Annotated in this window: 16 protein-coding genes; 1 reads left to right on the top strand and 15 read right to left on the bottom strand. The window is 40.6% G+C overall.

Annotated elements, in window-relative coordinates:
* From NST57_RS08905 to NST57_RS08855, 11 genes are read right to left on the bottom strand one after another with little or no spacing between them, the layout of a single operon-like run.
* Complete coding sequence (locus NST57_RS08905; RefSeq protein WP_341298405.1) at positions 1-1131, bottom strand: nucleotidyltransferase family protein; 1131 nt, start codon at positions 1129-1131, stop codon at positions 1-3.
* On the bottom strand, positions 1118-2254 hold the full coding sequence (locus NST57_RS08900; protein WP_142155085.1) for an aminoacyl--tRNA ligase-related protein: 1137 nt from the start codon (positions 2252-2254) through the stop codon (positions 1118-1120). Before NST57_RS08900 ends, NST57_RS08905 begins: the two co-directional genes overlap by 14 nt.
* Positions 2255-3106, bottom strand: coding sequence for an HAD hydrolase family protein (locus NST57_RS08895; protein ID WP_142155084.1), 852 nt, complete (start codon positions 3104-3106; stop codon positions 2255-2257).
* A 3-nt stretch (positions 3107-3109) separates the two neighbouring features.
* Positions 3110-4192, bottom strand: coding sequence for an inositol-3-phosphate synthase (locus tag NST57_RS08890; protein WP_057079536.1), 1083 nt, complete (start codon positions 4190-4192; stop codon positions 3110-3112).
* 24 nt (positions 4193-4216) lie between these two features.
* The gene (locus NST57_RS08885) at positions 4217-5023 is read right to left on the bottom strand and encodes a histidinol-phosphatase HisJ family protein (RefSeq protein ID WP_142155082.1); all 807 of its coding nucleotides are present in this window, start codon (positions 5021-5023) and stop codon (positions 4217-4219) included.
* 16 nt (positions 5024-5039) lie between these two features.
* Complete coding sequence (locus tag NST57_RS08880; protein ID WP_142155081.1) at positions 5040-5813, bottom strand: glucose 1-dehydrogenase; 774 nt, start codon at positions 5811-5813, stop codon at positions 5040-5042.
* A 14-nt stretch (positions 5814-5827) separates the two neighbouring features.
* Entirely contained in the window at positions 5828-6556 is a 729-nt protein-coding gene (locus NST57_RS08875; protein WP_341298404.1) for an SDR family NAD(P)-dependent oxidoreductase, read from the bottom strand.
* Positions 6553-7542: a phosphotransferase enzyme family protein gene (locus NST57_RS08870; RefSeq protein ID WP_341298403.1), complete on the bottom strand. Its 990-nt coding sequence runs from the start codon at positions 7540-7542 to the stop codon at positions 6553-6555. Before NST57_RS08870 ends, NST57_RS08875 begins: the two co-directional genes overlap by 4 nt.
* A 4-nt stretch (positions 7543-7546) precedes the next feature.
* The gene (locus NST57_RS08865) at positions 7547-8098 is read right to left on the bottom strand and encodes an AAA family ATPase (RefSeq protein ID WP_341298402.1); all 552 of its coding nucleotides are present in this window, start codon (positions 8096-8098) and stop codon (positions 7547-7549) included.
* A gap of 15 nt (positions 8099-8113) precedes the next feature.
* Entirely contained in the window at positions 8114-9148 is a 1035-nt protein-coding gene (locus tag NST57_RS08860; RefSeq protein ID WP_341298401.1) for a hypothetical protein, read from the bottom strand.
* 5 nt (positions 9149-9153) lie between these two features.
* Positions 9154-10383: a methionine adenosyltransferase gene (locus NST57_RS08855; RefSeq protein ID WP_045034279.1), complete on the bottom strand. Its 1230-nt coding sequence runs from the start codon at positions 10381-10383 to the stop codon at positions 9154-9156.
* 109 nt (positions 10384-10492) lie between these two features.
* On the opposite strand from NST57_RS08855, the gene NST57_RS08850 reads away from it, so the two are divergent.
* Positions 10493-11575 carry a serine hydrolase gene (locus tag NST57_RS08850; protein ID WP_160141243.1) on the top strand — a complete coding sequence of 361 codons (1083 nt, stop codon included), beginning with the start codon at positions 10493-10495 and terminating at the stop codon, positions 11573-11575.
* Here NST57_RS08850 and NST57_RS08845 read toward each other — a convergent pair.
* From NST57_RS08845 to NST57_RS08830, 4 genes are read right to left on the bottom strand one after another with little or no spacing between them, the layout of a single operon-like run.
* Positions 11572-12741, bottom strand: coding sequence for a hypothetical protein (locus NST57_RS08845; protein WP_341298400.1), 1170 nt, complete (start codon positions 12739-12741; stop codon positions 11572-11574). The genes NST57_RS08850 and NST57_RS08845 overlap by 4 nt on opposite strands.
* A gap of 23 nt (positions 12742-12764) precedes the next feature.
* Positions 12765-13910 (bottom strand): nucleotidyltransferase family protein, encoded by a 1146-nt coding sequence (locus NST57_RS08840; RefSeq protein WP_142155075.1) that lies wholly within the window; start codon positions 13908-13910, stop codon positions 12765-12767.
* Between the two features lie 6 nt (positions 13911-13916).
* The gene (locus NST57_RS08835) at positions 13917-14495 is read right to left on the bottom strand and encodes a CYTH domain-containing protein (RefSeq protein WP_142155074.1); all 579 of its coding nucleotides are present in this window, start codon (positions 14493-14495) and stop codon (positions 13917-13919) included.
* A 19-nt stretch (positions 14496-14514) separates the two neighbouring features.
* Complete coding sequence (locus tag NST57_RS08830; RefSeq protein ID WP_142155073.1) at positions 14515-15528, bottom strand: hypothetical protein; 1014 nt, start codon at positions 15526-15528, stop codon at positions 14515-14517.
* Positions 15529-15562: the final 34 nt, after the last annotated feature.

Raw genomic sequence — 15562 nt, 5'->3', positions numbered from 1 at the left:
CTACTCCTTATGCACAGAATGCTTTTTAATATCTAAAGATCGATTAATATGAAAGAATCGTTTACGAATTGGCTGATTCCAAGTATGAACGACATCATTTGCATCCAGCACTTCGGATAAATAAGTAAGCGATTCAGGCTGAAGTACGTTCATGACAAGTTCAGGAATCGTTTGAGGAAAGACCTCATTCACATAATGAAAAGCAAAATAGACCATCTTTTCAAAGCCATACGCTTTCGTCTGCCGGACAAACAAATCCACATCGAGTAGGTCTTCCTTCATAAACATGCCATATATATCTAGCAGTTTATAAAGCAGTAAGTCTTTCATTGACTCCACTTCATTTAAATAAATCGCTTCTTTATAAAAATGAATACATAGGAAAAGAAGCATATCCTCTTCTTTTAAAGACCATACATCGTGCTGATCAACAGATGTTTGAATTCGTCTAGATAGCATTTCTTTGACGATTGAATCCGTTCGGTTTCCTGTCATGAGGTCAACTGAAAACTGAACATCAATTTTATGACAATCAATAAAGCGGCAATCTGGTGTAGGTTTCATATAGGTGTAGGTTTGATGTGAGTTCATGATGAGGTAAAGGATGTCTTTGCGTTTGGCAGGTGTGACTGTCTCCGTTTCATAGTTCCAAGAACCTTGAATATAGCCTAATTCGTTTAATACGTGTCCAGTTTCTTGCAGCTGATCTTGTGAGATAAAGAGATCGTTGTCCCCAAATAAGCGAAGCCCAACATCACCGTAGGCCCACTGGCCAATCACACTTCCTTTTACAATGGCATACTCAATTCCTTTTTGATCAAGTGCTTGAAATAACTGATCGTTTAACTTGATATTGTCTCGAGCCGTTTCTAATTGACCCTTATACATAATCTCTAACGACTTTAAAAAATAAGTCGCTTTAAACTCTTTTCTTAAATGAATGGCATAACGTTTAATATTCTTCCACGCAATTCCTGCTGTCCGGTGAACATGCAGCATTCCGAGAATGACATTCCAGTCTTGCTGCTTATACAAAAGCTCCTGCATCTCTTCAATTTGACTCGCTTTTAAAAAAGGAGTGGATAAAGTGAGAGCTGTATGTTCTTCTTGAGTCAGATTACTTTGCAGCATAGCGCTCCTCCTTTAAATGACGCATATCTTTCGGCCAATCCTTTCGATTTCGACCGTATGTTTGTAAAAACACTTGAACCCAACGATCGATCCCAAATGCCGCACAACCTGAATAAAGCGGTAGACCATCTTCTCCGCTAATATGGAACCTTTCGCAAAGCATTTCTCCGCAGTCGTTAAAAGAAGCGATTGAAACGTCTTTCTTTTCTGTCACAGCGACTAATTCATATTTGCTATTAGCCATTAATTGATAATTCGCTTTATCCATATCATCATAAAAGAAAAAAGGGTCATTTGCGGTCGTAACCTTTCCACTTAGACCAAGTTGATGAAAGCATTCCCATGTGTGTTCAAGGAGTGTTTTTCTCGTTTCATTGATAAATTCTTGATGACCAATAAAGACAATTTCGCGCATACTAAATTCTATTTTCCTGAGAGGGTCCACTTTCCAAGAGATTTCATGTCTAAAACATTGCCCCGTTGCTGTCATCATTTGATTGTCTGTATACGTCTTCCCTTCCCATTCCTCATAGCAGTGATAACAAATACACGGCTGTAAAAAACGGCCTGCCTGCTGGAAGTGTTCAGGCTGAAAACCATGATGCTTTTCTCGAATATCATCAATGATTTGATAATCATGAGGGATCTCAAAAACAGAATAAATATTTTGCGGGAAATTCGTATGATACTTACATTTTTCCATTAAATCTTTACTGATCGTCGAAGGGTATCGCCTTACTTTTGCTCCAAGTGAAATCCCTATATTTAAAAATAATTGATCAAAGTAGTTTGAAAGTTCCAATTCAACTTCATCATAGAAGGTTCTTTTTTGATCTTCCTCGCTTAGTTTCGAATGAACAGGCTCACTAGATAAATGAATATTTGATTTTATTTCTTTTTCACGAAATCTCCGCAGCTGTGCGATATTTGACGATAGATTCGAAAACGCAGTTGATATTGCCTCTTTGTCTCCCATTTTATCTACGGTTACTTCAATCATAGATTCCTCTTTGTTAAGAGCCACGTGCACAATATGAGCAGATAGAAATGAAACTCTTTCCATAAAATCCGATATCATTGTATCTTCTAATGCTTCTGGCAAAGGCAGTTGAAAGGTCCTCAACTAAATACCTCCCTTTTCATTGATAACGTGCGTCGTTTCAAATGATTGTAAAACTTTATATAGATAATCAGAAATAGGCTCCTGTAAATGAACATCACTTAACTCAATCGCCGACGGATGACTATCTTGAACGGCTAGCCCCCACTTGGCCTTCTTCAGCATCAGCCTGTCATTATGACCATTTCCAAAGGCAATCACACGATCTAAATCTCTTTCTCCAAAACAATCGAATAAATGGTGCTCAAGCATGTCTGCCTTACAAATCCCTTTTGGAGATATGACTTGAGCATTTAAAAACTGGGCATCTGCTACGTCGCAATGACAATTTTTTAATTGTTGAGCAAGATCCACTTTTTCTTTTGGTAAAATAAATAGTTTAGTTACATGGTCAAAGTTGAATTCTTTCTTGTGACCAACCTCTATTTTTTCTCGTGGAAAGGTGTATAGCATGCAGTATTTCAACTTAGCGCTTTTACTTGATGCCATGTGCTTTCCATGAGATTCCATGACAAATTCAGCTTTTCCATCGAGTGATGCGATGATCTGTTGGCATAAAGCAGCATCTACATACCGCTTCACCTCAAATGTTTTCTTTTCATGATGACAAATGACATTCCCATCATTCAGCAAAACATCATGATGAAATAAGGCGAGTAGAGATCGATCTAAATCCAGAGAGAAGAAAGAATCATATGTTCTTCCTGTCACAATAATGGGAATAATGCCTCTTTGGCGCAGCATGTTCACTGCGCCATGGACATCACCAATGAGCTCGCCTCTGTCATCAATTAATGTTCCATCCAAGTCAAAAGCGGCAAATTTGATCTTGCGAAGATTGAGTTCCGCTTCCACTGGTTACACCTTTTTCAGCTCAGCATTTGCTACATATTCATTGAACAGACGTAATGATTCTGAATCGACTTGTCCAATTGGTGGACTCTTAAATAAGAATGGGCAGACGTCATGTATGACACCGCTATGATTCATATCTTTCGCTGCTTTTGCAACACGCATCGCATTCGCAATGACACCAGCTGAATTCGGACTATCTTCTACTTGTAAACGAATTTCAAGTGAAATGTCAGAATCTAATACCGAATTCCCTTCTAATCGCAGGAAGCAGACTTTATGATCCCCTAGGTAGCTGACATAACCATTTGGACCTGCTGCCACTTCACTGGCATCAATACCTGAAGCGAACAATGCTTTTCTCTTCGATTTTTGCTTACTCGTTGATCTCATAGGGTTGGCTAGGTTTAAAAAGTCCGTATTGCCCCCAACATTTAGTTGGTACGTATTGGTGATATCAATCCCGCGGGATTTTAATAGTTCAATTAAAGCTGTATGCAGTGTGGTTGCACCTAAGTGACTTCTTAAATCGTCTCCAAGGAGCGGGGTCTCCGACTCTTCAAACATTTTGACAAACTCAGGATCATTTGCCACCGGTTCAGGTGTCGCATTAATAAAGGCTGTTTGAGCGTGTGCACACGCCTCTGCGTACACACGAACTGCTTCAAACGAACCTGTTGGTAAGAAGCAGACGAGTACATCTGCCTGAACATCTTTTAACCTTTGCGTCACATCATGTGTTTTCATGTTCAGTGAATGTTCATGTGGTTGAATGCAATTGGACAAATCTCCTTCAAGTCCATCACATAAAGGACCTGCTTCGACGGTTACTTGGAAAAACGGAACATCGATATGTTTCACTGCAGCTGTTGGTTTAGTAAAAATGGCCTCTGATAAGTCTTTTCCGACTTTATTTTGATCTACTTCAAAAGCTGCAACAAATTCGACATCAGATAACTGATAGCCTCCAATGACGTCATGCATAACACCAGAGAGCGTATCCTTCTTTTCCTTAGCCAACTCCACAAATTGAACGATACTTGACGCACATGATCCTACTCCTGCAATTGCTACACGAACTTTTGTCATGTTCATAACCCCTTTTTTATGAATTTATAGAGCCAGTTTTCGCTTTTGACGAGATTGAAAAATACACCATTCCTGGTAACCTAATTCCTTCAGCGTTTGTTTCACTTTCAGCCAATCATCTGCCACGCGGGCGGGCTGATGAGCATCTGAGCCAAACGTGACATCCACACCATAAAATTTGGCTCGCTCTAATAGATCCATTGATGGATACCAGCCTCCGCAGTCTTTTGTTTTGCCAGAGGTATTCACTTCAATCACAGAACCACTCTCCGCAATGACTTTTAGCGCATCATCGACAGCTTCTGTTTTGAGATGAGCAATTTCTGGATAAAAACCTTTTAAGGCGTCAATATGACCTAAAACGTCGAACATTTGACTCTCAGCAGACATCTTAATCAACTGGTAATACGTCTCTTTTTCAATGATTGCTTGTTTCTCTGTGATTCGTTCCCAGCGTTTCCGGTTAAATAGGTCGTATCCATTACTGACATGAACCGAGCCAATGATATAATCAAATGGATAATGTCGATACACGTCTCGGTAGAGGGCTTCGTATTCTGGAAAATAGTCAGATTCAACACCTAACAACACGTGAATTTTCCCCTCATATTCCTTTTTCAATTGCAGGACTTCCTCTACATATGATTGAAATTCACTCTTAGCCATCGCTACCCAGGGTTTAAAATGATCGGCCTCTTCACCAAAAAACGGGGAGTGATCCGATATTCCAATAAATTCTAGGCCTAATTTGACAGCCTCATCGATATATTCTCTGATGTTTCCCTCCGCATGACCACAGCGCTGATGATGTGTGTGCAGATCAAATTTCATCAAAATGTTTACTCCTCTACATGGCAGTATAGCCGCCGTCAACCATTAAATTTTCTCCTGTGATAAAACTCGCTTCATCTGAGAGAAGAAAGATGACAGCAGATGCGATCTCTTCTGGATCAGCTGTTCGTTTTAACATGTGCATCCCTCCAATATCAGGGTGCTGATTTGCTTGATCTCTTGTCAACCCAAGTTCTTCCAAGTGAAATCGTTCGTTATTTTTGTTCCACACCGTACCGGGATTTACGGCATTCACACGAATACCTGCATCTGCCAAATCCATTGCCATGCATCGCGTCATATTCACAACGGCTGCTTTTGTCGCGTTGTATGTTAAATATTTCGGCTGGGCAATATGACCTGAAATGGAGGCAATATTTACAATGGATCCTTTTCCTATTTTCTCCATGTAAGGTGACGTGTGTTTGACACATAGCGCTTGCCCCATAATATTTAAGTCCATGATGCGACGCCATTCTTCAACAGTGGCTTCAAGGCCACGCATGATAAAAACGGCTGCACAATTCACAAGCATGTCAATCTTTCCAAAATGATCGACTGTTCTTTCTACCATTGAGACAATGGCAGCCTCATCAGCAATATCAGCTTCTATAAACAACACATCATATCCGTTTTCTTTGAGCCGTTTTTCTGCTGCTAATCCGTAATCTACATGGTGATCAGCAATGACGACTTGCGCCCCTTCTTGTGCTGCTCGTTCTGCGACCGCATATCCAATCCCCTGCGCCCCGCCTGTCACAATCACTGTCTTTTCTTTCATACCTCGCATGTAGCTGCCTCCTCTTACCACTGAAGTCTTTTACCCTCTCTTAGTAGCTCTCCTGTTGGTCCATCTCGGGGGAGCTGTGCCGCCCATACGATTCCTGATGCACCTTCCTGTACAGTTTTAACAGCCTCTGATGTCCCCATGTCCGTTTGTACCCAGCCAGGACACACCGCATTCGCAAGAATAGAAAATGGCGCCCCCTCTAAAGCGGTGACTTTTGTCAGAACGTGCAAAGCCGCTTTTGACATCCTGTAGTAAGGACCGCTTTTTCCGTCACGCCTAACATCGTTTGAAGCGGAGATGGCGGAGAGCCTTCCCATACCGCTAGATACATTGACGATTCGTCCATATCCAGCCTCTTTCATGTAAGGGAAAACCGCCTTGGTCATTCTAGCTGCGCCATACACATTGACATTCATCGTTTCTTGAAGTATCGATACAGGAAGATCTAAAAAAGATGGAAAGGCGTCATCCATTATGTTGTCAAGAAAGACTCCCGCATTATTAATCAGCACATCCACTCTCCCGTACGAATCCTCCATAAATGCCGACAGACGTTCAACCGATTCTTCGCTTGTCACATCCAACTGGTATGGCACAACCTGCTCATTCATATCAGAAGCAGCTAATTCAGCATTTTCAATCTGCCGTGCTGTTAAAATAACAAGCATGCCATCTCGTGCAAGCTGTCTGCACACCTCTTTTCCAATACCTCTATTTCCACCAGTGACAACAGCAACCTTCATATCCTCATCTCCTTTTGGAGATACCACTCTTCTTTCAGCTGGCTTGATGCAGATTCTAGTGCTTCCAAGGACCAATCAATATACCAGTTCAATAAGTGAGGTGTGTAAGTATGCAGAAGTGTTAAATACCGCCCTGTTGGAATATATAAAAGTCTGATAAAGCCAGATATAGAACGCCACTCGTTTTCAGATAAGTCATCGGCATATGCCTTTAAAAACTGAATCGTTTTCACAATGTCTAGTTGAAACGTTCCCCGCTTGATTCTCGTTAACAAAAAAGCAGATATGGCTGCATCATAAATTCGTGGTCTATAACCTGCTGTATCAAAATCAAGAACCATGGCGAGCTTCTTATGACGGATGAGCAGGTTGCCAGAATGAAAATCACCATGTGTGACAGCATGAGGTAATGCCTCATACAGACTAGGATTTAACAGCGTGAGTACATTCATCAGCTCCTGTTCATACACTTTAAGCAAAGAAGCAGCCTTTTTAGAAGAGACGACTTTCTTTAATACACTTGCCGTTTGATCCAGTGTTTCGTCCGGTGAAGTTATCCAGTTCTTCAATTCGCAGTTTGGGTTTACAGGCCCTTTCGGTAAGTTCTTTAATGAATGAAGTTGTCTTAATACCCGAATGGCTTCTTGTTCATCTGAACGATTTCCCATTTCATAGGGTCTTCCTTCAAAATAGGGCCGCAGCTGCCAAAAATGTTCTTTGAATAAAATGGTTTTACGACCGTTCTCTGCCTCTATCATGGGTTGAATCGGGAAACCATAATCAAGCAAAGCATCTGTTAAATCTTCTAAATATTGAAGCCACTTTGCATCATGATTTCTCGCACATTTTTTTAAGACAAAGCGGTTTTTAGCATCCTCTACAAGCCAGCCTTCATTAGGACTTCTTCCGTTTAAAGGTGTTAAACGGATTGGCTGTTCCGAAAACCAATTTTTCAGGACATTATCAGCATCATCAGATTTCATCATGTCCTCACCCCTTTTTCTCAAGGTTTTTGATTTTCCTAAGTACCAGATCTACCGCTTCCTGCTTGTCTATGCGCAGGCATTTCACACGTGATTCTTTTTTTAATTTGTGAAAAAGCTTCTCGTTTTGATGGAGCACCTCTGGATACACATGAAAGGCATATGAGAAAAATTGGAGCGCATTACCTATTCGCTCCTTATTTCCATTCCAAAGTTTCTCCCTTGTCATGAGCCGTTTGAACGTCCTTTTCATGAGACGGGGGAATGTCTTCCTTCTCTTCACATCAAGCCATATGATCGTATCAGCATATTCAGTCAAGATATGGTGAACAGATGAATATTGACCATCAATCACCCATTTCTTTTGTTTAACAACTTCATGGACGTTATCGATAAACAATTTCCGATCTGTTTTTTTCCAGTTCGCTTGCCAAAATAGGGCATCGAGCTCATAGTGAGGTAACATTAATTCCTGTTTCAAGTGATGGGCAAGGGTCGTTTTTCCAGATCCAGGTGGACCAACAATCCATATTCGCTGGCTAGCTCCTTCATTATTCAAGTGGTTCCCCCCCTGTTACAGAACACGTTCATGCTTTTGAATGTCGTTTCTCACTTTTGTTAACAGATCTAATGATTCATCCCAATTGAGGTTTTCAGTTAATTCAAATACTGGCACTTCGCTTGAATGAATGGACACATCTTCACATAACAGATCTAGTGATTCCTCCGAAAAGCCGTTTTTCTTTAACAACTGGCCAAAAAGTGTATGTGCGGGCGTCAGCCTTGTTTCAGGTGTACGAAAATAGTGAATCATTCCCGCCATTGCTTCTACAGGTCCCGGTGACAGGTGAATGCCATTAAAACGAGTACACACGTTCGTTAAACCAAACCGCTTTTGCTCCGACAGCAGCATGTGTTTAAAAGAACATGCTTTTGCCTCTCTAGGGTCCGTTGCACCGATAAAGTCTTCTCTTAGCATCCTCATAGGCTTCTTTGAAAAACATTCCATGACGATAATAGACTTTGCAGGTGCAGTGAACCACTCAATTTGACAAGGGTGGAATGAATTGAGCAGAAGCATCTGTTCTCCATCCACCTCGGCCTTTATGGCGTATGTGCCCGCACCTAGCTTGTCCACCTTCAAGTTCCGTGTAAGAAGCTCTAAACCATATGGCGTAAGCTCTTCGTACTTTTTTAAAAATTGATGGCCTCCATATATGAAATGTTCCTTCTGTTTAAACTCTGGGTATTTAAAGAACAGCATCTTTTTTGCCGTATCTGACAATTCACTCAGACCGTTTTTAGAGATTTTGTTCAGCATCCCATATTGTTTTTCTATTATTTTCTTTTCTTTCAAATATAAAGATGATATAACGCGCACGGCTCCTATTTCTACATCATGATTATCTAAGCGTAGGAGAAGTTCATCTAGTATTCGATCAAGCTGTACACCTTTATGGATACTGGTTAATTCAGGCTTTAGCATCAATAGAAGATGATGTTGATTCAATTGTTGGTGTTTTTCAATTTCATATGGATGAATGGTCACTGCCATGGGTTCTTTTGTATGAATACATGCATGAACGGCATCAATGACTTTTTCTTTCATCCTTATTACCACATTGTCACGCCTTTAAAAATTAAATCTTTTGTCACATCGCCCATCGAATGAACCGCATTCATGACAATGTCTTCAATTCTCTTTCTATCCACTTCATTTCCATCCCACTGTTCAATACGGACGGCAATTTCATCAGGGTTGTGGAGCGGTGCTTCTTTTGAAGTAAAGATATGCACTTCTGTTGGCTTTTGAATGGTCTCAAAAATTTGATCTGCCAATCGTTGTGCGAGCACTCCATACAATTTCCCTGTATGATCAAGCGGGTTTTTACCAGCCGGCGCTTCAATACTCATAGACCGCATTGGGGTGATCAATCCATTTAATCGATTTCCTCTTCCAACAACACCTACATCGCCTGTATCTGCTACAGAACCAAGCGCTGTTAAGTACGGGCGACCATTGCGATCTGTTGCGTTCAGCATAAGATCAGGGGTAAGTCCTAACGTTTCATGAATATAGCGTGCAATTTGATCCTGACATTCTTTTTTACGGGCAAAATATTCCTCAAGACTATGAATATCTTTTGCTAGAAAAGGCATGTTTACTATGAGTTTGAAATCTTCATGACGTCTGCTTCCAAATATTTTCACATCCCAGCCGGTATCTGGGTTCACCTTTTTAAATTCCGGTCCATTCACATAACGCTCTGTATAGAGAACTAGCTTCTCAAGACGGCTTAACGGGGCATGAGCATGCAGTAAATTACAGTCATTTGAAACAAGCTTTGGATCACCAATCTCGATCATGTCTGTTTCAACCATCGGACGATATCTTGAATTTTTACGGCCTGCCCCTTGATGATCAACAATCCGGCAGTCAATGACGAGATGTTCGTCAGCATCAAATCCGGTCGTCACCTCTGATAACACATCTTTGGCTGCATCGAAAAGAATCTTTTTAAGAGGAATAGGCTCATCACCGTATGCGTATGCCCCTTTTCCAGCAAACACAACTTGATAAGGTTTGACCATTGTTCCTTTCCCGTACGTTACATCAGCATCTCCGCCAAGAAGCATCACTTTGTCAAACCAGTGGTGTGCTACTCTGCCGAAATGCTCCATGCAATATTGAGAATAATATTGAGAAGCTCTTTCTGCGATAGCGTCACACATCGTATCTGGATGTCCTACTCCTTTACGTTCTACAAGCTCATATGGAATTTGTTCGATATCCTGGCCATCACCTTTTAAAATATCAAGAATGGTTTTTTGAATTGTTTTCATTATCAATCGCCCGCTCTCTTTTAAAATATAAAAATATTGATCCTTTACCTTAAAACAACATGAAACATTTGGTAATATATATATATTCTGTATGAAAGAGGTGTCTATTTTGATCAATGAATCGTTCCTACAACACTTGCAAGATACAACCACTGACATTAGGAAGTTATTGAATCAACATCAAATCCCTGGCTGCTCTATTTGTATTTCTCATGAAGATAAGCACATTTGGTCGTGGCATGAGGGCCTAGCTGATATTGAAAGCGGCACCCCTGTTACAAAAGACACAACCTTTCGAATTGGTTCTGTGACTAAGCCTTTTACTGCAATGGTCATGATGAAAATACGAGAGGAAGGATTGATTCAACTCGATGAGCCTATTCATACTTACGAACCTTTACTTTCTTTCATAAAAAGTCACATATCTAAACCAATTCCACTCACTTTCCGAATGATTGCCTCTCATATCTCAGGCCTGCCTAAAACACTCGATAAAGCAACTCATCTGCGAGATATGACATTAGCTCAGTGCATGGAAATACTGACTATTTTTACACCGCCTTGGTCTATCATCAATTATTCCAGTCTTGGCTATTCAATTTTAAGTAAAGTACTAGAAAAAGTGAGTCAACAGCCATTTAGAGAATTAGTGCATACCCACATACTAGAACCGCTCGATTTGCAGCAAACTGGATTTATTGAAACAGCATCCACAGCCAAAGGGTATACCCTTTCTTCCACTGATCTTTCCGGCATATCCTATCCAAGTGCTGAAACACCATCTTGGGAGGACGGTTCAAGCGGACTATTCTCTACAGCAGACGATTTGATTCGATTCATTCAAGCTCAATACGACGGAAACCGTCTGCTTCATCAGCATTCGCTAAAAGAAATGCAAAGCCCCGTTATGGTTGAAGAAGATTTCACTAGAGGTGTTGGTCTATCATGGTTTTTGAGACCTTTTAACGGATTCACCTTAGCTGAACATAGCGGAGAAATTAAAGGCTTCACCTCCTATATTGGCTTCATTCCAAAGCGTAAATTAGGTGTTTGCATTCTCTTAAACTCTGACGAAAGGCTCGCACGGCCGATTGCCGACATGCTCTTTCAAATCATGCTGCCAGCAGATCACGAACAGATAAAAAAGCGTGAAGACCGGCTCAAACGAATGTTTAGACAATCGTCTCTTTAAATGGAACTCACTTTTTTGTTTAATAGATCTGGAATCGCGTCCTGGAGATACCGCGGATCACCCTCTAAATAAAAACATGGCATATTGAATAAATGATGGATCAGCTCAGATGCCTTTTGTTCAAGAAAGGTATCTGACACATGCCGAAGGCCGAGCCAGCCTTTTAAATAGTCAGGATCTTCTGGTTCTCTTATATTGGCGACCATGATATCTTTTGCTCTCTGATCATCGTTTTTTACTGGTACAAGCCTGATCTCACCTGAACCTATTTTGAGTGAAGGAAAAATCACCATATTTACTTTCGTAGAGCTCCGAATCGTTGTTCCTGTCATGTCAGCAGCTTCTTTTGGTGTAATTTCAAACTTACAGCCGCTCGCCCATTTTTCTTTTGCCTCTTCCTCTGTTGATATGGTTTCATCCCATATTCTTTTATCTTGAGACCGGCTGAATTTTTTGTTTTTCAGTTCCTGTATATTTGTTGTGGCTTGGACGGTTCCTACTCCAAGCGCCAAGCACATCGGCCATCCATACACAGTAAGTTCCTGATCTTCAAGCACTGAAATGGAACGATCGTTTGTGATAAAATCTGCTCCCCCATGATGCAAAAACTGCCACATAGTAGTTGACTTCCCGGCACCTTTATCGCCAATAATGAGCGCTCCTTTTTGGCCATCTTCAAAAGAGACAGCCGCTGCATGCGTAAAGCATCCACCTTGGTTTTCTAATGTTCTAAGGGCAATTTCTCGAACGATTCGCAGTGGACAGCGTATTGCAGATTCATTATTGTTTTTTCCAATCACAGCATAACGCCCTTTATTGACCGCCACACTGTGCGGCTCGTCACCTTCATGCGAAGCAAATAATACTTGATCGTCTAATTTCAATCGTTTGTAAGTAAACTTCCTTTTTGCTGTAATCGTTTCACCCTTTTGAAAGCACGCATTGCGAACGGCCTGTTCAAGCTCAGGATCAATGATAAACCGTATATCAATCTGTGAAGGCATATCCCCCACAGGGCTGTCTGGTTCTTTCGGGATATAATGTTCGATATCTTCAATTGCCAGCGATTCGGTTGATAAAATGTTAAAATGAATACCTGCAAACACAAATGATTTTTCATAAGGAAAATCGTTCTTTGGCTTTTCAAAAAGCTCTTTTATCTCCATATAGAATCCTCCTCTTCATTTTGCTACTGCCTTTCAGGGAACAGCTGTATGACAGGCTCCTCTTCAAGCTCATCGCGATTATCCAAGCTGAAAAAACGCTCAACAAAAGATTTTTTCCACATTTTCGAAGAATCAAAATCATTTTCTCCATAAGCTTCTAAGAACGACTGGTCACTCATGTCTAACTGCTGCAATTGATCGATATAGGTCGTTTGATACAATAAATCTACAAACGTAAACGTGTAAAAAAGTGCTTTCTCGGCCCCTAATTCCTTCGCTCTTGCTTGCAAAGCATGCCAATCAAGCTGATTTTGCTCTTCAGCAAACTTGACGTACTCCCTTACATCGCAAAACTTAATCAAATTGAGGTCTGCGTGTAAATAGACATACTGTACATTTGTTGCTTCCTTGTATAAATGGAAAGCAAGGTGAATGAGAAAATCTAAAGGTTCTAGCATATAAGTATCCGTTTGCAAAAATGACTTTTCTTTAGCAGCGTCCAGCAAGGCATTTGTAGCGTCGTAGTTTTTTTTCAGCTCAACATCATATGAGAAATCAACACGGTGTACCTTCAAAAAGTCTTCTCCGCTTCGTTTAATATGTGAATAAAGATTCCCGGCATTCATTCTCCACATCATTTCTTCTTCTCGGGAAATCGGTATTTCTTGATCGGTTGTCCAGTCATATTTCCCGATGATAAACCCTTCCTCCTTGAGCAATGAAGAAGCTCTTTTTCGATCATCTGGATGAATTAAGAAATCAAGGTCTGACATCATTCGGAGTCCATAATCTTTGTAAACAAGAGGCGTTAAAATGGCTCCTTTTAGAGGGACTGCTTTCAGCTTTGCTTTTCGAAATGTTTGTAAGAGACGCTTTAATTCCTTGAACCTCTCGATATTTTTTTGACGATTCCCGATATAATGATAGTGAAGTAAAAATTTGTAGGTTGTCGTGATGTTTTTTTCATCATCAAGGCGAATCAAATGGGGCGTCATCAGTTGAAGTACCTTATGTCTTGATGCAAGTCCAATCATTTGAGGCACATCGATGCCATCTTTTAATAAATCTCTCATCAACTCTTCTTCTTTTTCATTTAATTGAATACGTGAGCCAAGTAATAGCAGCCTCTCTTCATTTGAGAGAGTGGATTGATCCAAAACAGCCCGCATGTGGATTTACTCCTTCCCGTATAGTGATTTAAATCTAGTGATAAATCGAGAGCGTTTCCCTTTTCGATTGGCTGGCATGTCCAAACCATCCGTTAGTCTATGAAACCATTGATCTGCCTCATATGCTTTTTCATTGTCATATTCAATTTCTAATTCATGATCTGTGATGCCAAGATAGCTGCTTTGATCCAAATCCACTTTGATGCCAGTCTCGATATAAAAGGTAGTTCGTTCAGTGACCAATAGTCCTAACAACTCTGGCTGTTCAGTCATTGTAAAAGGTAAAGACGTTATGAAGTTCTGTACATCTAGTTTTTGCGGTAGATCCTCAATAGGAAATGACATTTCTTCTCTTACTCTTTTATAGCCAGACGTTCGACTCGGACACTTGATCTCAAGTGTTTGTTTGCCGCTATTTTGACGGATACGTACGGTATAGCCATATCGTTTTAATAAAAAATCTGAGGTGTCGTAATAGTAATTGAAGTTCAGTAGATAAGTGGGTTTATGACTTTGACTTAACATGTTGTAGATGTATTGAAAATCTGTTTGTGACAACAAATATTTATACTCCTGCTCAACCATGACTCACCTCCAAAAAGTCTTACACGACAATATCGGATTGTTCAAGAAGCTCTCGAATGAGAAAGGTTCCTTTCTCTAAAGAAGTAAATGCCTGCTTTAATGAATAACAAGGGATCTTTTTCGCTAGATTTTCAAGAAATGGTTCTAGCTCTTCGGGTGTCGGTAATGTGAAATATGGTAAGAGGAATTCATTATGTCTTCCAGGATTAATCACTGCATGCTCCTTCAGACGTTCCGCCGCTTCTTGTGAACTGATTTTTGAAAGGGATGCACCCGTTTGCCCGTGAGGTAAAAATTCAGGAAACACCATGACATCGATTTTCCCTATTGTTTTGACTTCACGTGAAAACCATTTTTCTAACTCCTCCGGATAGACGAAATGATAGTTCTTATCATCTTCATTAAATGGATGACTCGATGTTTGAAGTCGATATGGTGTACCTAGCTTTTCAATGGCTTCAAAAGAATCTTTCCGAATACTCATAGACCTCGGCCAACCAGTTCCTTTGTACTCGTTGTTCGTATATGAAATCCCTATATCATCGTTTGTGATGTACGTTGCATCGGTTAATGATAACAAGGATAAAATGGTGGATGTTTTGCCCGCTCTTGACCCGCCCACTAGTGCAATCCCTTTTTGATTCATCTCCATCATGCCGCCATGCAAATAGACGAGTCCATCCTGATAACACAAAAGACGAAGCAGTACTCTTATTAAACGCAGTGCGTGCTGGGCTGTCCATCTGACATCTTTTGGTTCATCTATCACAACGACTTTCTTCTCTCCGTGATACAGGTAGCGGCAGCGAGGTTCCATCTTGGTTTGATAAAAGACTTCTTCAAGTGGCACTTCTGTTTGAATGTCTTGTGCATATTTGCTGGTTAAAATCGTCCAAACGTCTCCTTCAAGTCTGTCTGTTATTTGGCTGCACTCAACATAGGGATGTACTTTACTTATGACTAAATTCTGAACTGATTCATCTGCCCCTAATACCACACGAACATTATTTTTTTGATAGCTTACATATGACAATGAATGCCACCCCTTATGATCGATTTATAAAAAT

The sequence above is a fragment of the Bacillus sp. FSL M8-0077 genome, from assembly GCF_038050255.1.
GTDB classification, from domain to species: domain Bacteria; phylum Bacillota; class Bacilli; order Bacillales; family Bacillaceae; genus Bacillus; species Bacillus altitudinis.
The sequence above is the reverse complement of the archived record's forward strand: the minus strand, read 5'-3'. Positions and strand labels throughout refer to the sequence as shown.